The sequence below is a fragment of the Flagellimonas algicola genome (genome assembly GCF_005937185.1).
Lineage (GTDB): Bacteria > Bacteroidota > Bacteroidia > Flavobacteriales > Flavobacteriaceae > Flagellimonas > Flagellimonas algicola.
The window spans coordinates 883249-907462 of record NZ_VCNI01000002.1 but is presented as its reverse complement, the minus strand read 5'-3'; the positions used below and the strand labels follow the sequence as shown (position 1 = coordinate 907462).

Below are 24214 nucleotides of genomic sequence, written 5' to 3'. Positions count from 1 at the left end.
TGCTGTAGGTTAAAGGATCAATTTCGATATAGGGTAAAGTGTCCAACCAATTCACGGTCATCATTCTCGCCTTGGAGCTTGATGATGTACCAGTAATCTCCAGTTGGAAGCTCACTGTTATTGTAGATTCCGTTCCATCCGGCATCGCCATAACGCATACGATAGAGCTCTCTACCATAACGATCAAAAATGATCATTAGTACGTTAGGGAAGGCTTCAAGATTGTCTGGCAACCAGTTGTCGTTCATTCCATCACCATCCGGAGTAAAGAAGTCAGGCACCTCAATATCAATGAATTCCATATAAATTTCCATGGTCACCTCACATCCGTTTTGGTCAATAACCGTAACGGTATAGGTGTCTGTTCTATTGATAATGTAAGTGTTTTCCGTTCCATTATCCACACCATCAAAAATGAAGGTATAGTCTTCCAGACCTCCTTCGGCTACGGCCGTTATTTCATTAATGTTGTTGTTCTCCAACACCAAGGTCAATGGCTCAAATCCAGTAATGCTGAAATCGATGGTATTGATACATCCGTTCGCATGCGCGATGGTCAAGAAATGATCACCTGGCGCAATGTTCATAAAGTCGGATGTCAATTGTAAATCCGCAGGGTCCGTGGAATCAATGGCGTACATCACATCTGAAATGACGGAGGTATCCTCAAAGACAATATCCAAACGGTTTGTTGGCAGATTTCCATCACACTCATAAATTGGTGTAACTTCTGCGGCAAGGTTAACTCCAGGGTTGATTTCTACAATAATGTTGGTTTCACAACCTTGTGCATCTCTTACGAACACTACATGCATTCCCGCAGGAAGGTTCTGGAACAAGATTTGATCTTGAACATAATCCGTATCGGCATTCGAGTTCAAACTGGAGAAATAAGGAGCAGTACCTCCCGTGATGTCCAATTCAAAGGAACCGTCAGCACTGTTGAAGCAAACTTCGTGCATTACATTGATGGCCTGAGCCTGGATAGGTTCTGGTTGTAGGATTTCAAACTGGAAAGTTTCGAAACATCCATTTCTATCTTGTGCTATTACATCATAGATACCAGGTGCTAAATCTTCGAAAGTTCCTTCTGTATCAAATTGATCCAAGTTAGGGGTGATGGCATAGAAAATTTCACCGGTTCCACCAGATACTTCTACCGTAATTGTACCATCATCCAATCCAGAACAAGTTACGTCCGTGGATTCTTGTCGGTCAATCTGTAGGGGTGCAGGATCAGTAATATTGATAGCCGTACTGGTTACCTGACAATCCATGCTGATTACGTTCACAAAGTATGTTCCGGCAATCAATCCGCTGAATTCGCCATCATTTTGTGGTCCAGCTACAGAATTCGTCAGACCTGCATCAGTAAATAATTCATAGGAATAGTTACCAAGACCACCAATTGCCGTGGCCCTTATGGTTGCCGAGGCTTCTCCCGTACAGTTAATAGTCGCTGCACTGTCATCAATAACCACATCCAATGGAATGATAGGATCAACGGTCACTTGATTTGAAATCATGGCCTCACAGCCAAAGGCATCCCTAACGTAGTATTGGTATGCACCAGCGGGAACGGTAAATGTATGAGTGTTTCCTCCAGACATATTGGTATACAGCACCCCATCCGAACTGAACTCGTAAGGCCCTGTTCCTCCAGCAGCCGTTAGCTCAATTTGTGCTTGGGCAGTACATGTCAATTGTGAAAGCTGAATCAAATTGGCCATGACCTCGACAGGCTCGGAAATGGTAACCTGAACGGTCTCTACATCGCAACTCCATCCGTCAGAAACAGTAATGCTGTAGATTCCAGCTCCAAGGTTGTTGAAAACCGGATTCCCTTGCGCTCCAGTAGTTGAAACAATAGTAGTTCCTGTTGAGTCATAGGTGTTTAATTCGTACAGATAAACCCCTCTACCATTTAATACGTTTATAGCTGTTACAGTTGCATTAGTATCTCCGTAACACACTAATGTGGTTGGCGTGGCATCTATATCGGCCGTAATTGGCGTTGGCTGTGTCAATGTAATAGGCTCATTGATTGTACAACCAGCAGTATCGGTAATTTCTACATCGAAAAGACCGGCAGACAAGCCCTGGAACACAAAGCTGACTACATTGGACACATTGTATACCTGAGCGGTAGTAGTGTTGGTCAATTGGATATCATATGGGGCGAAACCTCCTGTAGGTGACACTTCTATTTCTCCTAAATTATTGGCACAGGTCACATTGGCCACCTCAATTGGTGTTGCGGCCAAGGCCATATCTGGAGATGCTATGGTTATTGTATTGGAATCCTCAACGCATAATGGATTGGCAGTTTGGGTAACACGCACATAATAGTTACCTCCTGGGAATCCTGCAATTGGCAATGGATTCGTACTTGTATTTGCTGATCCTGTTACCCCTGTTGTGGTTCCATCGGAGTTGAAAACTTCATAGTCATAAGCTCCAGTATATCCGGTCACATTGATTTCCAACGCACCGTTGGTGTCACCAAAACAAACGGCAGGCGCCGTTGGCGTAGCCACCACATCAATGGTATCGTATGGAGCGATATCATAAGGAACCGTATCCACGTAACAGCCTGTAGCATTGTCCGTAATTCTGAATGTATAACTACCAGGCTGTGTCAACTCGAAGGTTGCTGTTACATTGGTTGGAGTTGCCGTCAAAGTACCCGCTGGGTTTCCAACTGGCAACAACTCAAATGTATAAGTGTTAGCTGGATTTCCATCATCCGTAACGGTAACCAAAACCTCTTCAGGATTGGCACAGGTAATACCGATGTTTTGTGTAACCGCAGCTGTGAATACATTGATAGGCTGAATTGGAGCCACAACTGCTGTTTGGGCACAAGAGTTGGCATCGGTTACATAAGCTGTAATATTTTGGACAACTCCGGTATCCACAACATCAAAAGTGTTGGAAGCTTGGAAATTTACGTTATCTATACTATACAGATATGGACCTGTTCCACCAGAAGCTGTTACGGTAATTGTTGAGGTGTTAACTGCGTTGCTTGCGTTACACACAAATGCAGTAGCCGAAGCAGAAACATTTAGTACCGTAGGCTCGGTAACAGTCTGATCAAAGAAATCATCACAAGACCTACCAGAAATAACTCGGGCTCTATAATCACCTTGAGGCAGATTGTCAAAGACATTGCTTGCTTGTGCTACCCTGTATGGGACTGCCAAGTTTGTGATTTCGTATAGCTCATAGGTATATACAGGATTTGCCACCGTAGCAGGATCCAAAACCACGGTCAAGCTACCATCTGAACCTCCATTACAGCTCACTGGGGCCATAACCACATCGTCAATAATTGGTGTTACTGGAGCATCCAAATCCTGGGTCAATACTACAGTACAAGGGGTTACTGTATCCCCATCAGTAATGGTGAAAGTATATGTTCCGGCCTGGGTGAGGCCAGTAAATACACCTGTAGTATTGTTTGCTGTTGTTATTGCATCTGGGAACAGCACATCATACGTAAGGTTGGCGGAACCGCCAGTTACATTTATGGTGATATGACCACCCGGATCTACCGTACAATCCATTGGTTTAACCACTGTTGCCGTAGCAGACATGGTTTCGATTAAGACCTCTGGACCAATCGTGGTTGTACACGACCATTGATCGGCAATAAGTACTTCGTAGGAACCTTCTCCAAGACCAGAGAAAATTGGACTTGTTTGAGGCGAACCTACATTGCTGCCATTTCTGATTAATTGGTAGGTGTAGTTGTTTCCCTGTCCTCCAGCTGTTCCTACCACTTCAATTTCACCCTGAAGTGCAGTACAGTTTTCCTGGTTGATTTGTAAAGTCGCGGTTATTGGGAGTGGGTCTACCAGATTTACATTGGGCAATTGGAATTCGCACCCATTCACGTCAGCAACCCAAACCTGATAATCCGTTCCTGCTCCAGCACCACCGGCCAAGCCAGCGAACTGTGGAGAAACTTGATAACTACCAGGGAAGGTAGGCGCAGGGTTTGAAGCCAAGTCAACGAAATAGGTGTAGCCTCCCCAACCTCCGGCTGGATTTATAACTTCAATTATACCGTCGTTAAGCGCACAAGTAACTTCTGTGACCTGGGTGTTGGCGGAAATGCCCACGCTTGGTCCGGCAATTGTGAAAGACTCTGCATAAACACATACAGAACCAGGAGGATTGGTGTCCGTCACTTCAATATAGTAATTACCTGCGGCCAAACCTGTAATGTTGAAATTACCATCGGCATCGCCGCCAGCGGTAACAACATCATCTGCCAAATTACCTGGGGTATTGTTAATGTCGTAGTACAAGGTGTAGGTAGTGGCACTTGCATAGGTTACTGCCAATGCATCCTGCAAATCAAGTTCCACTGCTCCGTTGGTGTCTCCGAAGCAAGTAATGTTGGTGGTGCTTACGACAACCAAATCCAATATCTCTGGATCGGCTACCGTATGCGAAGTGGCCAAGACACATCCTGTAACCACATTTCTAACTTCAAAATTATGTGTGCCCACGGCCAAACCAGTGAAACTTCCTGAGGCTTGGAAAATTCCGGCAGGCAACAACCTGAACTCATAATTGGCAGGAGTTGTTCCAGAATTGGTTATGGATCCGTTGGCGGTGATGGTAATATCTTCGCCAGCTAAGCAAGTTGCGGCAGCATCTATGGCGATACTGGCGGAAACAAGTTCATCAAATGGAGCAATGTTTTCTGTCACCGTTCCAACACAACCATTGTCATCATAAACATTGATGATATAGCTACCACCAGCCGTATTGGTTTCGGTGTACACATTGCTTGGGCCCACTTGAACCACAACATCATCCCCTGTAGGAACGGTTCCCTGATCGTCAATGAACTCATAGGTCACATAATTTCCGCTACCTCCAGTTATAGACGCCGTATCAACAGTGATTGTGGCGTTGTTCATATTGTTTCCGGTTGTACAACCGAACTCTACCACAGTTGTGTTTATATTGGACAACACATCCGGTTGGGTAATGGTCTGAGTCTGCGTTGAGGCACACCCATTGGCCGCTGTGATTTCTATGGTATAGGTGATTCCAGCTGCAGTTCCCTCAAGCCCAGTGAAGGATGCCGTAGTGGCATTGCTAGTTGTTGGCGCCAATGGGAAGGTGGCCGAACTACCGGGTCCAGAAATAATTTCAAAAGTGAACGGACCAGTACCGTTATCAACGGCCGCAACATCTATGGTTCCATCATCATTTCCATTACAGCTAACATCTGCCGTTGAGGTAATGTTGAAGGAAGGCATCAAAGCTGGAGCAACCGGGATATTAAACACCCTGGTACAAGGTGTTGATGTTAGGTTGTCGAATACCGTTATTGTATAATTTTCAACTGTTGTTGTGCTAAACACAAACGGATTCGATGGAAGTGCCGTTCTTGCGACTACCGTACCAGTGCCATCCGTAATTTGATAGTCATAATCACCAGATCCCGCAAGGACCTCAATAGTTATTTCAGCATCCGGGCTAACGGAACAATCCAATAATTTGGTCAAGGCAACGTCTACCTCCAAAACAGGATGCACGGTCACCAAGTCAGTATCGGTACATCCGTTACTATCTAGAATTGAAATATTGTAGGTTCCGGCAGCAACGTTGTTGAAAATACCTCCATTATCCAAATACGTAGTTCCCCCATCCAAAGAATAGAATATCTGCGCAGCACCACTTGTCGCATTTATAGTGACCGTTGCTGGGTCAGAACAGTTATCCACATTGGTGGAATCAATGGTTGGGTCTGGGGTCAAGGTCAAGGCAACGTTACCCAAAGGAGTAGAACAACCATATTGATCTTCAATAGTAACATGATAGTTTCCAGCTGGAGAGTTGGCCGGTATCTCGATTGGATTATCTGAAGTAGATGTAATAGTTACAAATGGAACAGGCCCCGTTACCGTATAGGTGTAGGTTCCACCGCCACCAAGAGGGTTTTGAACCTGAATTAAACCGGGGTTGTCACAGCTAATGTTCTGCAAGACAACTGGGGTTCCAGTCAAAGGATCAAGCTCATCCAAAAGTTCATTTTCGGTTGCGCCCACACAACTGTCCAAACCACCGTCAACCTCAACTACCTCAATGAAGTAGTTTCCTGCGCCCAAACCAGTAACAGTTACATTTTGTGGCGATGTATAAGGAACATTTCCACCACTATTGGCCACCGCAACAGGAACACCTGTGGTCATATCATAAACCGTCCATCTAAATTCTGTTCCAAATGGAGCCTGGTTATCAGTTACTGTATATGTAATACTTCCATTATTGGCTCCGCTACAAGATGGAGTAATGGCGGAAGTAATTTCCAAAGGAATTGTGATCAAGTCATTAACGTTCACATTACTTTGTCTAACGCATCCACCACTATCCCTTACATAGAATAGATAAGTTCGTCCAGGCACTAGTCCAGTCCAAATGTATCTACCATGACCTGCGGTCACAGGATTACCAAGATTGTCCACACTGTCACCCGGGAACCATGTAGCGGTTCCAGGATTAAAATTGTTGGGATCGTCAGAATAGGCATATTCATAGCCTGGAGCACCCTCAGACCCTTGAACCGTAACCTGAAGTTCATTACAGTTTACGACCAAGGCCGAAATGGTAATATCCAAATCATCCAATGGATAAGGAATCAAAAATGGAGGGAAATCGGTTTGACAAACCGTATTGCCCAAACCATCCACGGTTCTCATGGAAGGATTAACAATATCTCCAGAATTATATCCAGTAATCACATCAGTGGTTCCGGGCACAGAGTTGTCACCTGCAGTCCACGTAGCACCTCCATCATCACTAAACTGAATAGTGCCCAAAGTAGTTGGGTATGCAGTAAATTGAAAACCAAAATCATTGGGATCTCCAGTACATGTGGCCGGAGTCACACCTGAAATCGTAGCAGTCAACTCATCAGGATTGGCAATATTTACGGGTGTATCTGTCACCAAACATCCTGTAGCATCTGTAACATTGATGGTATAGTCACCAGACAGCAAATTGAAATAAGTTCTGCTGGTTACCAACACATTGGTATCCGTTACGTTGCCCACACCGCCATTGTCCAAATCAATAATTTGGATAGTATAAGGGGCAATTCCTGAAGTTATATCAACTTGAATGGAACCAAAACCGTCATGACATTCTGGGTCGGTTGGGGTGCTGGTAATGGTTAGCGGAGTTGCTGGGTTAACGGTCACCGTTTCCATGAATTCACAGAAAGGCACTGTAGCCGAATTATCCCTAACATAAACATCGTAGTCACCATCATTGCCGACTGTTACCGTAAAGGTGTTGGTTGTGGTGAACAGACCTGTCGGACTGGTGGTGGTTGGCACGAATGCGTATTCCAAATTGGGAACTCCACCAGATGCAGTTACAGTAATACTACCATTTGCACAGGTACTGATATCAACCACATCAACAGTGGCTATCAGGGCATCGTTTATGGTAATATTTTGCAAGGTTCCTGTACACCCGAACCCATCCCTAACATTTATGGTATAGTTACCAGCAGCCAAAGTAGTAAAGGTGTGTGTTGTTGCATTGGCTGGTGTTGGGGTAATCCATGGCCCGCCATTTAGGCTAAACTGGTAATCTCCATTTCCAGCGGTAACATCTACTTGGATGGTTCCATCGTTGCTTCCACTATAACATGCCGTTGGTGTGGAGGTAAAGGTAATTGGTGTTGGAGTAACCACGGTTAAAGCTGCATCGATGGGGTCTTCACATAAATTTGTGTCCCTAGCCCTAACTATATAATCGCCCGCCGCAAGCCCAGTGAACACGTTGGAGCTTTGGTAAGCCGTCAAGATCGTTCCAATATTATCTTCCAACTGATACTCAAATGCTGGTGTTCCACCAGTAGCGGAGGCCGTAATTGTCGCCCCTCCGTTGGTACAAGTCAACACACTGGTAATGGAAGCTGTGGTAACTACGGAAGCGGGTTCGGATAAGTTTTGGTTGAGAGTTATGGTACAAGTGTTATCCAACACATCCCTTACTTCGATGGCATAGGCGCCAGCAGCAAGTCCATTAAGGGTAATTGGGCTTGTGGTCTGAGGAGCAGAAAAACCTCCACCATTTACTTGGTATTCAAAACCATTGACAGCATCAAAATTTTCTATTTCAAAAGTGATAGAACCGTCAGTTCCTGCATTACAGCTGATGTCAGAGAATGCAGTTATGTTTGCGGTAAAGGCGTTTCCTGGTTCCCCGGTTACCGCGGTCTGGGTAACACAATCACTACCATAATTTACATCAATGGTATGTGTCCCAACAGCTACCCCAGTAAACACATTGCTTGCTTGGGCAGTACCTCCGTTAAGGCTATAGCTGTACGTTGGGTCGTTGGGCAGAATGGTGATATCCCCCGTGCCATCACAGTTGTAAGCCACAGAAGTGGTCAACGTAGGTTCTACAGGGAGTGGAGCTATAATTACATCTGGAAGGGTAATAAAGCAGCCAATTTCATTGGCATCCCGCACCTGAATGGTATAGGTTCCGTCGGTTAAGCCAGTAAAGACATGACCTCCTGTCGTAGAAGCTGTCCAAGGCCCTCCATTAATATTATATTGGAAATCCCCAGAGCCACCAGTGGTAGGGGTAACGCTTCCTACGGAAATTTGCCCCAATTGTAAACAAGTATAGTTTTGGGTCTGTTGTGCCTCGGCCACCAATTGATTAGGCTCAGTAACGGTTACCGTACCCGTGGCTTCACAATTGTTCGCGTCTCTAATTCTTAAATTATATGTTCCCTGGGCTAGATTGATGAAGTTGCCAGAAACCTGGTAGTTGGTTCCGTTGTCAATACTATATAGGTAAGGAGCTTCTCCTCCAGAAGCAACCAATGATATGGTTCCGTCTGAACCGCCGAAACAGCTTACAGGCGTAAAACTTGGCGTAATTACCAAGGGCGCATCTTGGACAATGTTGATGTCGAATGAGGCTTCACAGAATCCAGCCGCACCATTATTATCGCGGACGTATACGTCGTAATCCCCCGCTCCAGTAACTGTCACTGGATTAGTAGCTGCAAAATCACCTGCTGTTGGAACTACACCATCGGCAACGACAGCATATACATAATTTCCATCTCCACCAGCAGCAACAATGTTTACATCAGTGTCCGTTGCACAAGCAGTAATATTGCTTGCGGTTGCAGTTACGCTCAATTCTGGGTTAATAGTTATGGATGCTGTGTCGGTACAGTTGTTCCCGTCCCTAACCTCAATGGTATAGGTTCCCGAGGTCAATCCGGCAAATACATTGCTTGCTTGTGCAGCACCCCCGTTTAAGCTATACTGATAATTACCATCGCCACCAGAAGTTACGTTAGCCGTTAATGTCAATCCAACAGCATCATCATAACAGGTGTCATTGGGAACAATGGCAAGAACTGGAGGAACGGCAGCGTTTAGTGTAAAGGTGGTATTGACCACACAACCATTTGCATCAGTTACTGTTGCGCTATAGGTTCCGGTTTGGGTTAGATTGTTAAATACTCCCGTGCTGTTTGTACCAAATGTTGATGTATCTGGATTGGTAAGCACAAATGTATTGCCCCCCCATCCGCCGGTAGAGGAAAGCGTCACATTTCCATCCGTAATACAGGTTGGTTGAACTTCTGAAGCGCTTAATGTCAAGGCTGCTGCAGGAGCGTTCACAGCAACATCTGTAGTAGCCGTACAATTTGTGAGATTGTCGGTTACAACTATTGTATACGTACCATCATCCAATCCTGTTAAGGAAATTGTTCCACCAGTTTGGTTAGTTCCAGAGAAATTTGCTGGGCCGGTTACAGAATAATCATAGTCAGTATTGAAATCGGAAACAATGAAATCGACTTCACCATCGGTATCGTTAATACAGGTAATGTTGCTCACCAAGTTCCCAACCACAGAGATTTGTGAAACAGGATCAATTGTAAAGGATTCGTCGTATACGCACCCTTTATTGTCTGTTACCCTGAAAGTGTAGGTGCCAGGAGCAAGCCCATCAAAATCTGCGGTGTTCCCAGAGATAGAGGTGGCCGCAATAGGTGCGGGCGCTGTAATCTCAAAAACGAAAGGCGTGTTTCCGTCAACAACGGTCACCGTCACATCAGACGTTAGTGCAGGACAGTTGGGAGTGCTAGCAGAAAAGGTTAAGTCCGAGGGAGGATTTAATGGGCCAAAAGTTATGGTGTTTGTAACAAATGTACAGTTGTTGGCATCTCTAATTGTAATGGCATAGTTTCCGTTGGTTAGGTTGGAGAATCGCTCTGCCCCAACTCCGCTAAAGAAATTGACCCCGTCAATGCTATATTCATAAGGAGCGGTTCCCCCAACTACATTTTGAGCTTCTATAATCCCGTCTTGTAGACAGGTGTAGTCTTGTATCAATACTGCATCGCCCGAAATACCGGAAGTTGGCCCGCCTATGGTGAAAGTTTCTGTAAAATCACAGGAAACAGCTCCTTGGGTTTGGGTAATGTCCAAAGAATAGGAACCTTGTGGTAAGCCAGTGAACAATCCAGAGGTGTTTGTTGCGGTAGAGGTATCCGGGTATGTCAAGGTATAGGATAAACTGTATCCATTTGAATTGGTTACGTTGACAGCGAAGGTTCCATCTTCGATTCCAAAACAAGTTTCATCGGTGGCTGCGGTTGTGTAAACCACTGAAGGTGCAATGACAATGGTTGCCGTATTTGAGATAAAAGAACAGTTGTTGCCATCAACAACCACAAATTTGTAATCGCCCTCTTCCCCGTTGACAAATGTAAAATCATTGGCTTGTTGATATGCGCTTCCAGGAATGTCCCCTATGCTAGCATACAAATCAACACCGTTATAACTCCATATGGCATAATTGTAATTTGGGTTTGGGAATCCACCTGAACCGGTTACGGTGATGACACCGGGAGTACAATCGATGTTTTTAGTGGTTACGGCCGTAAGGGCCAAATCGGTAACATCGTTGATGGTTACCTGTTCGTTATGCAGACAGCCATCGTCTGTTGTAACCTCGACATCATAAACCCCATCATTAAGGTTTAAGAAGGTGTAGTTATTGTCGTTGGAAGGACCAAAAGTGTCTACTATAGTTCCTCCTTGAGATATTTCGTAATAGTACTGTGCTTCGACGTTTAAGACGGAGATTTCAATTTCACCCAAACCATTACAATCGGTGTCTTTGGTTTCAATGTCCACTTGAAAATCGCGATCAAGGATTCCGATATTGTCCAGAACAAACACACAACCATCGGTAACACCCTGTTGTCTCATTTCAACCATGTAAGCACCATTTGAAGTAATGTCAAAACTTGGGTTGGAGCTGTAAGGAACCAATACCGTACTTGTGGATTGATCAATCAACCGATATTCATAATCGATGGGCATATTGGTCACCGTAATATTACCATCGGTATTACAAATGATGTCGCTAGAAGTATATTGAGGGTCTAACGGGTTTTTGTAAATATTAAAATGGAATCTTCTAAAACATCCATTTTGGTAGTTTACGACCAACCTATATTGTCCTGCATCGGCAGCCAAGAAATCATTTCCAGTTCCCACTGAATTCCAGGTACAAGAGTTGTCTGTGTTTGCACAATCTGGGGTTGAGGCGCCACAAGAGGTTGCGTCCAATTGTTCCCAATCAATACTATCCGCATCTGGGATGTTTACCTGAATTAGTTCTGTGTCGTTGAGTCCACAAAGAAAAACTTCTGGAAGTTCGGCACCATCGTTGGGACAGATAACAATTTCACCGTCAACGGTATTGGAAGTGTCATTGATCAATGTGGTAATGGGGTTGGTAAGTCCAGAACCTGCTGAAAACAATTCCACAATGATGATTTCGGCAAAATCCTTACAGGGATCTGCCACTTGCTTGTCCACCATATAGGTTCCCGGGGCATCTACTAAAAAGGTGCTGGGGTCTCCATCCGGATCCCCATCATTTATTACAGTATCGCCTGCATCAATAAGACTATTTCCATTTTCATCAAGATACCAGATATAGGCATCAAAGTTATCTCCAGCATCGAGAAGTACATCTGCACCACACAACTCTACCGTACGTGTAAAGTTACAGGCGGACAGGTCGTCCAAAAGAAAATTGGTGGCTCCTGGAGTGGTAAACCCACAATCATCAAAATCGGATACACTGGGGTCATCACTAATTTGATTGGCATTGATAACTCCTTCGTAGGTGGAGTAGGCTAGGTTCTCAATTATATCCGTACAAGCATCGATAAAGTCAAAACAGTTCTCCGCTACTTGGACCCGCATTCTTATTTCTGAAACAGGGTCGCCTTCTTCCACCAAATTATCAGGTATGCTGAACACCACCTCACGAGTAACATCATCATAGGTATATGTGACCCCGGCGGGTACTGTAACTGTGGTTTCATCCAAGGTAACGTTGGCCGGTAAAATATCTCTTATGGTGTAATTGGTGGCATCATCATTTCCTGTATTTACAAATGAAAGCACGTAATCCAAATACTGTCCAAGGTTAACACCTAAACCCGTGATGTCATTACCTCCTATATCTTCCACCTTCTTTTCCAAGACAATGGTAGGCTCAATGATTTCTACCGCAAACGTAACCAAGAACGAAGCAAACCAATCCCCGCTTGTCCCTAATCTAAGAGTGGCGCTTGTGTCTCCATTATCAATGATACTATTGCCTGGGTTGTTTAAATCAAAAACATCAGAATCAAATCCAATGGCATTGGTACTGCTTACATTCCTTGTAGTAACATTGGCTCCGTCTTCAGAAATTGTGGAGTTAAAAAAGTTGTTGTTGGGGTTAGCGGAGTCTGAGATATCCGTAAATGTGGCGCTGCTGTTGGAAACAATACCAAAAGTATCTCCGGAAAGCGAAGTTTCACCCTCCAAAGTACTCACACCGATACGGGCATTTACTGGTCCAACGGGAATGGTATTAAAACCAGCCACGGTGATATCCGCGGTTGAATTCCCAGATTGGGTGGTGATTCCTTCGTACCCATCAAAAACAGAAAGATATTTTCCGGGAAGCGTTGGGTTTTCATAAATAACAACCAAGGTCCATCCGGCACAACCATATGTGGTGGCACCCCTTGTGCCTCTAACATTACCTACAAAATAGTCACCTGTAGGGTCGGCAAGGCCTTGTAGAATGTTGGTTACGTTCTTGTAACACACATAGGGGTCGTTGGGTAAGATATTGTATCCGTTTACAATAATGTCATCTTCTTCCCCAACCGGATCGGCAGCTGTGTCGGCCTGTAGGTCTATGTAGGTGGCGCTTCCTGGCACCCTTAACTTTACTTGGGTAACATCATAATGGTTAGGGTCATCTGTATATCCGCTTTCATATCTACTGCGGTGGTCTCCGTCCCGCTCAACATCATAGTTTCCTGCCCAATACAGTCCTGCCCAATAAATTTGGGAACAAGCAGGAAGCGCAAGTGTGGAACTACTGGAGTTGAAGGTTGAGGGATCGGAATCGATATCAACATATTCTACGTGCAAGCTATTGTTACTCCCATTGCCGTTATAAGGCGTGTTCACGTCATGGCCATTGGAAACAGAGTTCATTACACTGTTGGACAAAAACGTATAATCCCCCTTAATGTTCAAATAGGTGTTTCCACCATCGTTAAGACGCGGTGTAAAAGGAACCTCTTGGGCTGCGGCGTTGAAACCTATGCCAACAAGACATAGGACACCTAGAAGTACTTTATAAAATCGATTGGTCATTTTAACTATGGGAGTTTGGTTTTACCCGCATGATCCACATTTCGTCATCATACGAGGCATTTAGTTTGGAATAGTATGAGGTAAGGGCATTGGTCCAGTTCTCATGTTTCTTGAGATAGACATACCTTAACTTGTTTTCTGGGTTGATAAAATAACTGGCATTTAGGCCACGGGAATTCAATTCCCTAACAAATCTCTTGGCGTTGGATGGCTTTTCGAAGACATTGGCTATAATGTAAAATCCAGACCCCAATCCATTTATTTTGTATGTTTTAAATGAAACCTGACCAGTTCCTGCGCCATTTGACTTGCTTACATTTTTGGTCAAGGTGTTATCTCCATATTTGGATGTTGAACTTTTGGAAGTTGAGGTCAAATGATCAATGGCACCTACGCCATTTACATTCATTACCCAAGCATCGCCTTGGTATGCGCCATTTAATTGGGAATGGTATGCGCCAAGCGCTTCTCCTTTGTTCTTGAATCCTTCCAGGTATACATAAATCATTCCGTTGCGTGGATTTACAAAGGAATCTGCGTTGATGTTTTGGCTTTGAAGCTGGGCAACAAATGCGTCGGCGTTATTTGGATTTTTAAACACATTGGCAATTAGATAATGCCCACTTTCCACATTGGGAATATTAAAAGGACGGAACCTTGTATTTTTCTTGACCGAAGTCCTAGTGGTCTTGTCTTTTTTAACTGTTGAGGTTCTGGCCACCGCCTGGTTTTTAGAATCGTTTAAACGAATGACTTTCTTTGCAGAGGTCGTGTTTGTAAGACCGTGATTGGCAAGAGGTTGTACTGTGCGCTTTGGGACGATATCCGCGCTGTCCATGTTGGCAAAGTAGACCTGTTTGGCCTTTTCTTCAAGGTCAGGTCGTTCTCCCCTGGTTTCTCTCCTTACCATTTTCATAACGGTTTCGAATCTTTTTTCAAGGTCGCCCACCCTAGCTTGTTCCATGGAATCTTGGCGGAGTAGCAGTTCGTCCAGAATGGCATCGTTTTCGGCCAGCTTGTTTTGTAGTCGGGCAATCTCCAAGTCTTTTTCCGTAAGGCTTAGATTTTCCTGTGGAATACTATCGGCTGAGACCAAATCAAGTTCGTCATCCAATAGCACGCGGTTTTCAGTTAGGTTGGGAGTAAAGGAATAAGCAAGGGAAACTTCATGACTTACCCCAAAGTTTTCAAAATTGCTGGACAATCCTTTTTCTACGGTGTAGCCAAGGGAAAGATTCTTGTTTAAATTGAAACCTAGACCAGCGGAAGCTCCATAGAAATCATCGTATCCTGCTTGGATCCATCCTAGTTTTGGAAGATCAAGGATTAGATTTCCACCAAGGGTTACATCATTTGGACCTGTTACCCGGGCTCTTGCCAAAGGCATTAAACGTCCCTGCTCAAGAATACCTGTGGCATTTTCAAACGTGTGGGTGTATTGCAAATGACCAGAGAAGGTCTTTTCGTCAAATTCGGTTACAGATTCACTGGATTTGAGGTTGTAATCGAATAGGTTTTCGGCATAACCCCCAAAATCAAAATTTCCGAAGGAAAGATTGAAACCGGGTTGAAACAAAACCAACGAACTACTTTCCAGGGAATTTAGGAAAGGGTCATTGTCCAGCGCATTGGCCCTATCCTGATTGAAAGAACTTTGATAATATGAAATATTTGCCCCAAAAGTGAAATTGCTTTTTTGGCTTAACCGAATTCCATAGGCGTAATTTGCATGCACACCAAAATTGTTGAAAAGCCCTTCCCTATTGGTAAAAAGGCTTACCCCTACACCACTTCTATCACTAACCCTTCCGCTATAACTCAGGAAGTATACCTGATTGTTGTCATCAAAAGATACCGATTGGTTTCTATGAAAAAGATTGACATAGGACTTATCCTCCCGAACGGTTGAAAATGTGGGGTTTATCAAAAACCTGTTGAATTTCAACAAGTTTTGTGACGGCACATCGTATACCACAAAAGGAGTCTCTTCCTGGGCGCGGACTCCAGAAAAAGCAAGCAGTAAGAAGGTTAGTATTAGTAGAGGTTTGTTGGTGCGCATTCGCTTTATCTAATGACTGTTATGGTTCCTTGTTTCAGACTTTCCCCTTCACGGGTTACCCGGTAGTAGAAAATCATGTTTAGTTTGTTGAATTGAGTGACGGACTGAGGCCAGTTGTTTTCATAATTGGTCTGGCTAAAGACCTCTTTGCCTCGTTCGTCATATATGGTCACAAGCACATCGTCTTGTCTTGAGTAGCTATTGGGCAATACCCATAAATCGTTGATTCCATCCCCATTGGCTGTAATAACATTTGGGATTGCAAATAGGTCTCTATAGGTTACGTTAATGACCCTGCTTACTGTACAGTTTCCAAAACTGGCTACCAATAGGTATTCACCTTCTTCTTGAAAGCCATAGGAATCTTGGGCTCCAAGAAGGTTGTTTTCAGCATCAAACCACTGATACGACTCAGCCCCGCTTGCAGTGATGGTTTCCGTATCGCCCTCAACAATAATAAGTTCCTCTGGACGATCTATACTCAATAGGGATTCGTCAAAAGCACGAACCTCAAGTTCATTGGAAACAATTGGACAATCATGGGTAAGAATTCGCAATTGATAAACTCCTACTTCAGTAGCCGTAATGTTTTCTGTTGTAGTATCTATAACCTCACCATCCCTTAACCATTCAAAAGTCTCACCTCCCAAGGTTTCGGACGTATCAAAGCGAATGGCATCTGCGCCTTCGCACAAAACGGTACCATTGGCAGATATGGACAAGGTGGTGCTGGCAGACATGGTAACAGCAAGCCCATTGGAGGCGGCATTGAAGCTGTCTACCGTACCTGTTAAGGAGTAACCCCCATTATTCTCAAAATTGGAAATGGTCATGGTTTTGGAGGTTTCGCCAGAAACAGGACTTCCATCATGCATCCATTGATAGGTAAAGGTGGATTCCAGTTCGGAAGTGACATCCGTCTTGGCCCCTGTATCGCTTACCGCATTGATGCGCAACAAGCTTAGGGTTACGTCTGCACTTTGACAAGAAGTATAGGCACCGGCATATTCCACCACAAATTCAAAGGATTCAGGAGCTTCAACCGTAGTTGTTGGAGAATCCACTGGGGATGCACTACACCCTCCTCCAGTTTCGATAACACGAACATGGTAGTCACCAATTTCACTGATTTCCAAACTTGAATTTGTAGCACTGGTGATGGGCGAACCATCTTTATACCATTGGTATGAAGGACTGGCCGCTGTAGATGAAGCCGAAAGTGTTGTTGTTTGAGAAGGCAACAGCACAATGTTGGCATCGTTTTCCCGTGTCACCTCAAAATCTCCTAAGTTTCTTATTGTTACTGAAGCAGAACGCTCCAAGCATGCAGATGGGCCATCTACTTCAACTTCGTATGATCCTTCAAAGCCTGATACTGAGGTGTTAATATCAAATGTTGTCTGTTCCAATGTCGGCCCAGATACAACAGACCCATCCTTGTACCAGGTATAGGTTAACCCAATTCCACTAATATTTGCTTCCAATTGATAGGCGTCACCGGCACATAGGCCTACATCGTCTGCTCCATTCAGCGCAATGCCTGAACTTGTACCCGTTGAAATTTCAATAGTGTTTGATAATGTGTTCGCAGAACCTGAACAAACAGATCCGTAATCCAATTCCACATAGTACATTCCGGGAGTAGAAACAGTAATGCTCGCACCTTTTTCTGCGAGCAATGTTCCACTTCTATACCAATTATAGATATAGGTGTCGGCATTGGAGATGTTATGTGGTTCCAATGTTACGTCACCTGCACCACAAAGTTGTATACTACCTCCTGGGGGAATGTCACCACTCCCATCCTGACTAATCAGTAATGGAGAACTAAAGTCCACGAAGTGCATTGGGTATGCATCAGAAGGAGGACTGGTCTTGGCCGGGTTGGTGCTTCTAACCCTCATTTTGTAGCTTTCTCCTCGAACATCATTAGGGACTTGGAACTCAAATTCAAAGTCGAATGTTGCATTTTTGTCGTCTAAACGAGCTAGCTCAACTGGTGAGCCGAAGTTTCCATTGGCATCGGAAAGCTCTAAAACAAATTCGTTGTCGGAAGCCACCAAAGGCGGGCTCCAAGTAAAGTTGACAAAGTATTCGTTAAAACTATCAGAAGCACAGGCAGCGGTCCAGGCTGAGTTTCCTGCTAGATTGGGATTGTCCGCTGCAACAGGTTTGTTGAGTACTTGGGCACTTATAGCGTTTGTGCCAAGCGACATTAGTGCGATAGCAATCGCAAAAATGTGGTTATATGAACTAGTTTTCCTCATCAGCGTTAGTTTTAAGAGGGTTATGGCAATACTGCCTATTGTTGTGCCCCTTAATGTTGTTCAGTTCTGAGGGCGCCAAAAGCGCCAACTATTCCATATAATGTTCTAATAACAAATATGCTTTTATTTTCGTCTAACAGAAAGATATTGTTGTAGGGGGCTGTAAAAGTGTTGTGAAATGGCTTTCTTTGTATACACTTATGCGGTTGGAATAGCTATAAACCCTACATTTTGCTACATTTGCGCTTCAATTTTAGAATATGTCGGAAGAAGAGCGATCATTAAATTTTATAGAGCATATTGTCGAGGATGATTTGAAGGATGGCTATGCCAAAAAAGACCTTCGTTTTCGTTTTCCTCCAGAGCCCAATGGATACCTGCACATAGGTCACGCTAGCTCTATTTGCCTCAATTTTGGATTGGGTTTGAGATATAAAGCCCCTGTCAATTTAAGATTTGACGATACCAATCCAGCCAAGGAGGAAAGGGAGTATGTTGAGGCTATCAAAGCCGATGTTGAGTGGTTGGGATATAGCTGGGACACGGAGTGCTATGCTTCTGACTATTTTGAGCAACTTTACAATTGGGCGGTGGAGTTGATTAAGAAGGGAAAGGCCTATGTGGATAGCCAAACTTCTGAAGAGATTGCTGATCAAAAGGGGACCCCAACGGAGGCTGGGAAGGAAAGCCCCTTTAGAAACAGGTCTGTTGAAGAAAATCTAAACCTGTTTGAGGCCATGAAAAATGGCGAATTCAAGGAAGGGGAGCATGTGCTTAGGGCGAAAATTGATATGGGCTCTTCCAATATGCTGATGCGGGACCCCATCATGTACCGCATTCTGCACAAAGCCCACCACAGAACAAATACCGATTGGTGTATTTATCCTATGTACGATTGGACCCACGGAGAGAGCGATTATATAGAACAAGTCTCCCATTCCCTATGTACACTGGAGTTTCTTCCGCACCGAGAGCTTTATGATTGGTTTTTAGACCAATTGGTAGATTCAAAGAAACTACGCCCTAAGCAGCGAGAATTTGCAAGGAGGAACCTGAGCCATACCGTAGTAAGTAAGCGCAAGTTGCTCAAGTTGGTAGAAAATGGCAATGTATCTGGATGGGATGATCCAAGAATGCCAACCATTTCCGGATTGAGAAGAAGAGGATATACTCCTGAATCTATTAGAAACTTTGCTGATACCATTGGTATAGCCAAGCGGGAGAATGTTGTGGATGTTTCTTTATTGGAATTTCATGTTCGTGAACATCTAAATAAAATTGCCCCTAGGGTTATGGTGGTTCTAAATCCGCTTAAAGTTGTTATCACCAATTATACGGAGGGAGACGAGGAATGGCTGGATGCAGAAAACAATCCGGAGGATCCATCCGCTGGAAGCCGAAAGGTTCCTTTTTCCAGGGAATTATATATAGAAAAGGAGGATTTTAGGGAAGAAGCAAACCGTAAATTTTTTAGACTGAAACTCGGAGGAGAAGTACGTTTAAAAAATGGATACATCATAAAAGCGGAAAGCTGCACCAAGGACGAGGAAGGAAATATCGTTGAGGTTCAATGTACTTATGACCCCAAAAGCAGAAGTGGTAGCGGAACGGAAGAAAGTTTGAGAAAGGTAAAGGGAACTTTGCATTGGGTTTCTATACCGCATGCCACAGCAGCTGAAGTTAGGTTATATGATCGTCTTTTCAATGATCCAACTCCAGATGGGCATAAGGACAAAGATTTCATGGAATTTGTAAATCCCAATTCCTTACAGAAGGTTACTGGGTTTTTGGAGCCAAGCCTTAAAGATGCAGAACCGGGTGATCGATTTCAGTTTCAGCGATTGGGATATTTTAATGTGGATTCGGATTCCTCTTCGGAAAATATGGTTTTCAACAGGACGGTAACTTTAAGGGACACTTGGGCAAAATTGGAGCAAAAAAACTAGTATAAAGAATAACTATTTTTAGTTGGGCAAACTATTGCCGTTGACTATTTTTATGAGGCATTTTAAGAGCTTTTGAGGCGGTTTCTGAATAAGCCAAACCATTGGCGTATTTTTAATTCAGATCTTTTGACAAAAGTGCTAATTTTAAGTTTCGAGCAGAAAAACAGAAAAATCCCAACTTAAGAACCTAAGTTGGGATTTTATAATTAAAAACTTTTACAGAAGAATGTTTTACGAATCCTTTTTGGGATTTGTTTTTTTCATCTGCTCCCCAATCATATTACTTGCCGTAAACGAAGCCACCATATTGTTCAACATATCACTTCCAGCTTGCGGGGAGTTAGGCAATAATATCAAATTGGTGTTGGTTTCCTCTCCTATGGACTGCAATGTATCATAATGTTGTGTAACCACGATTAGGGCGGATGCCTCTTGGGAGTTTATCCCAACCTTGTTCAATACCTCAACAGATTCTTCCAAACCTCTGGCAATTTCTCGTCGTTGGTCGGCAATACCCTGTCCCTGAAGTCTTTTACTTTCGGCCTCCGCTTTAGCTTTTTCCACAATAAGAATCCTCGCTGCATCACCTTCAAACTGCGCAGCGATTTTCTCTCGTTCGGAAGCGTTGATTCTGTTCATGGCCTCCTTTACCTGGGCATCAGGATCAATATCCGTAACCAGAGTTTTGATAATATCATATCCATATTCCAACATGGCATCTTGCAATTCTGATTTAACGGCAATGGCAATGTCATCCTTTTTAACAAAGACATCATCCAATTTCATCTTCGGCACTTCGGCACGCACCACATCAAAAACGTATGAGGTTATCTGGTCATGTGGATATTCGAGTTTATAGAAAGCCTCATAGACCTTTTCTCTTATAACTACATACTGAACTGAAACTTTCAGCTTCACGAAAACATCATCCAAGGTTTTGGTCTCAACTATAACATCGAGCTGTTGAATTTTAAGACTAACCCTTCCGGCAATTCGTTGAATGAAAGGAATCTTAAATTGGATTCCCGAATGTCTTACGCTGGTAAATTTTCCGAAAGTTTCGATTAGAACAGCAGTTTGTTGTTTAACAATGAAAACGAGGGAGATGAAAAACAAGAGCCCTACTATTATGAGAAGTGGGTACAAGAAAAAATTGCTCATGGATAAAAAGATTTTAGATTAGATGATTAAGGTACAAAACCCTTCAATATGATAGGTAGCCGAATTGACGCATTTGTTACAGGATTGGACAAATGGGGTTAAAAGGAAAAAGGAATCTTCAAGTTTGCGCCTAGTTGTATATCTGGGGCATTGTTGACCAACATATCTTGCTGTAAGTACAGGGAAATTTCCTTTTTTTTGGTAAAGGAGTAGATTAAGGACCAATAGCTGGGAAATTTATAAAGGTGTCGGGCGGCTTCGTGCCAACGGGCAATTCTGTCAGGACTGGAGGGTACATAATGATCCTCTTCCTTTTTGTTGTTGTACGGAGTCTGTATACGATAGTTCAACCCAAAGGAGTGGCGTGCACCTTTTGGTGTTTGTTTGGAATATTCCAAATGGCCTTCAAAACTTCCAAAGATGGAGCTGGTTCCTAGATCAACTTGATTACGGTTGAAACCAACAGCCCTTTTTCTTAAAATATTGAGACCCATACCAACCAAGAATTGACCTTTGCGTTTTGGACTGAAATTTTTTGTTCCTCCAACAGAGGCCCCTAGATCTAGGGAAGTGTTTATCGAGCTGAGGTTTAGCCCAGCATGTGCTCCAAAGTTGAGGATTATATGATGCTTGGCAAACAAATTGGAATAGGTGTAAAACGCGGTTTCTATTCCTGAGAATACGAAGGACCCTTCTGTTAGCTCAAAGGAATTGCCTTTACGGTCAATGTACTGGATTTGTGCATGATCCATTCCCAGCGCCCTCCGACCAAAGGGATCCTCACCTCCAGCAACATTGCTATGGAAAAACTCGATAAACTGGTCTCCAGTTATGGTCGAAAATGGAAATTTGCCTGTAGTCAATAGAAAGGATCGGGTTGAAACTTTAAGTTCGTTTCGTTCGTTCAATGGAATGGCTAAGGCTAACCGGAAATCCTTGATTACCCCATCATATTGGAAGGAATAGTACTCGGATGGACTCTCCGAAGGATTGAAACCGAAACCCCGACTGTAAAACGGAAGAGCTTCCATTCTTGCTTGGTCGGGTGACAAGCTTGGGATAAAAACATCAACAGCTTGCCCCCAAATATTTCCGCTACTTAGGTGAATATCCAATAGCGGTGCGTTGTCTGGACGGGATTTAAAATTATGAGGCAAAGTGTAAAACAGAATTCCAAAGGGATGGGTGGCCAAGGTATTGGGTTTGGAAATACCATTTTTTAGGGGGGAATCACTGGCTGTGTTTTGGGCTACAGTTATCTGAAAGGGGTACATGACTATAACGCATACAAGAAGAAGTACTAAGTGTATGTACTTGTACATGAGGCTTTTAGAAAGGTTGGTTATCTTCCTAAAAGTAGGAATTTATTTTTCCGCCGGCTTAGTTAAGGGCTTTTATCCCGGATTCAATACGGTTTATCGATTTTTTCTTGCCCAAGAGTGCTAGGATGTCGAATAAATGAGGACCCTTAAGGTCACCTACTAAGAGCAATCGTAGCGGACCCATGATCTTTCCAAAGGAAAGTTCGTTGTCCGTGATCCACCCTTTGATGTTGGATTCCAATGAAGATGCGCTCCAATCATCTGTTTCGGAAATGAGGTTGGCAACTTGTGTCATTAGACTGGATGTATCCTCCTTCCATTGTTTCTTAGCAGCCTTTTCGTTGTAGGATGCTGGAGGCTGGAAGAAGAAATTCCCAAGCTCCCAAAGGTCTTTAGTAAAGTCGGCCCGTTCCTTGATAAGTGCAACCACCGCTGTAACGTAAGTGCTATCGGGTAGTTCGGCTGGTTTCATTTGGGCTGCTAGGATTGGCATGAAATCAGACGCCAGACGTTCATTGCTCTTTTGCTGTAGATAGTGATGGTTGTACCATTTCGTTTTTTCCGGATCAAAACGGGCGCCGGACTTGTTTACTCTATCTAGACTAAAACTATCTACTAATGCGGCCAAATTGAAGATTTCCTGTTCGGTTCCCGGATTCCATCCCAAGAGCGCCAGAAAGTTAACGACAGCCTCCGGAAAGTACCCAGCCTCTCTATAGCCTTCGGACTCGTTCCAGGACAATGGAAATATTGGGAATCCACCTTTCTCCCCATCTCGTTTGCTGAGCTTCCCTTTCCCTATAGGCTTCATGATCAAAGGAAGATGTGCGAACTCAGGTGCTTTCCATCCAAATGAAATATATAAGAGATGATGCAGGGCCAAGGATGGCAACCACTCCTCTCCACGAATAACATGGGAAATTTCCATTAAATGGTCATCTACTATGTTGGCCAGATGATAGGTGGGCATCCCATCACTTTTGAACAGGATTTTGTCGTCCAGAACATTGGTATCAATTTTTATGGTACCCCTTATGCTGTCCTGAAGCTCTAGAAGTTGATCTTGTGGTGTTTTAAAACGGATGACATAGTTCTCTCCTGAGTCCAGTCTGCTTTGCACCTCTTCTGGCGAAAGAGAAAGGGAGTTGGTAAGTTTTAATCGGTTGTGCCAATTATAAATAAATGTTTTGCCTTTGGCTTCATGGTCTTTTCTGTGTCCATCAAGAGCTTCTGGGGTATCAAAGGCGTAATAGGCATTCCCTTGATCTAGTAACTGACGTGCATATTTTTTATAAAGATGTTTGCGCTCGCTCTGACGATAAGGCCCAAATCCAGCCTCTTTGCCAGGACCTTCGTCAAACGGAATTCCACACCAATTTAGAGCTTCAATAATGTAAGCTTCAGCACCTTCTACATATCTATTTTGGTCCGTGTCCTCAATACGAAGGACGAAATCTCCGTTATATTTTTTAGCAAATAAATAATTAAACAAGGCGGTACGAATACCTCCTATATGTAAAGGGCCTGTTGGGCTTGGGGCAAAGCGAACCCGAACTTTGGTGGACATAGACATTTTGTTTGCATGCAAAGATAGTTCGGTTTAAAGGACGAAAAAAGGCTTATTTGAATCCGTTTTAGGCTTTTTGTATGGGTTTTAACAAATAATTTTCGATCCTATAGTGTTGTATCGGGTATCTTGGTT

Annotated in this window: 7 protein-coding genes; 1 reads left to right on the top strand and 6 read right to left on the bottom strand. The window is 43.7% G+C overall.

The features are described from left to right. Positions 1-17 precede the first annotated feature (17 nt). From FGG15_RS12920 to FGG15_RS12910, 3 genes are read right to left on the bottom strand one after another with little or no spacing between them, the layout of a single operon-like run. On the bottom strand, positions 18-13757 hold the full coding sequence (locus tag FGG15_RS12920; RefSeq protein ID WP_138836867.1) for a T9SS type B sorting domain-containing protein: 13740 nt from the start codon (positions 13755-13757) through the stop codon (positions 18-20). Position 13758: 1 nt separating this feature from the next. Next, positions 13759-15816, bottom strand: coding sequence for a PorP/SprF family type IX secretion system membrane protein (locus tag FGG15_RS12915; protein WP_138836865.1), 2058 nt, complete (start codon positions 15814-15816; stop codon positions 13759-13761). Between the two features lie 5 nt (positions 15817-15821). After that, positions 15822-18083 (bottom strand): T9SS type B sorting domain-containing protein, encoded by a 2262-nt coding sequence (locus FGG15_RS12910; protein ID WP_138836863.1) that lies wholly within the window; start codon positions 18081-18083, stop codon positions 15822-15824. Between the two features lie 260 nt (positions 18084-18343). Here FGG15_RS12910 and FGG15_RS12905 point away from each other — a divergent pair, with 260 nt between their 5' ends. Continuing rightward, positions 18344-20029 carry a glutamine--tRNA ligase/YqeY domain fusion protein gene (locus FGG15_RS12905; protein WP_138836861.1) on the top strand — a complete coding sequence of 562 codons (1686 nt, stop codon included), beginning with the start codon at positions 18344-18346 and terminating at the stop codon, positions 20027-20029. Between the two features lie 231 nt (positions 20030-20260). On the opposite strand, the gene FGG15_RS12900 is transcribed toward FGG15_RS12905, so the two are convergent. From FGG15_RS12900 to gltX, 3 genes are all read right to left on the bottom strand, one after another. Further along, positions 20261-21190 (bottom strand): SPFH domain-containing protein, encoded by a 930-nt coding sequence (locus FGG15_RS12900; RefSeq protein WP_138836859.1) that lies wholly within the window; start codon positions 21188-21190, stop codon positions 20261-20263. A 98-nt stretch (positions 21191-21288) separates the two neighbouring features. Next, a complete protein-coding gene (locus FGG15_RS12895) occupies positions 21289-22512 on the bottom strand; it encodes a hypothetical protein (protein WP_138836857.1) in 1224 nt (407 codons plus the stop codon). A 58-nt stretch (positions 22513-22570) separates the two neighbouring features. After that, positions 22571-24079, bottom strand: coding sequence for a glutamate--tRNA ligase (gene gltX, locus FGG15_RS12890; protein WP_138836855.1), 1509 nt, complete (start codon positions 24077-24079; stop codon positions 22571-22573). Positions 24080-24214: the final 135 nt, after the last annotated feature.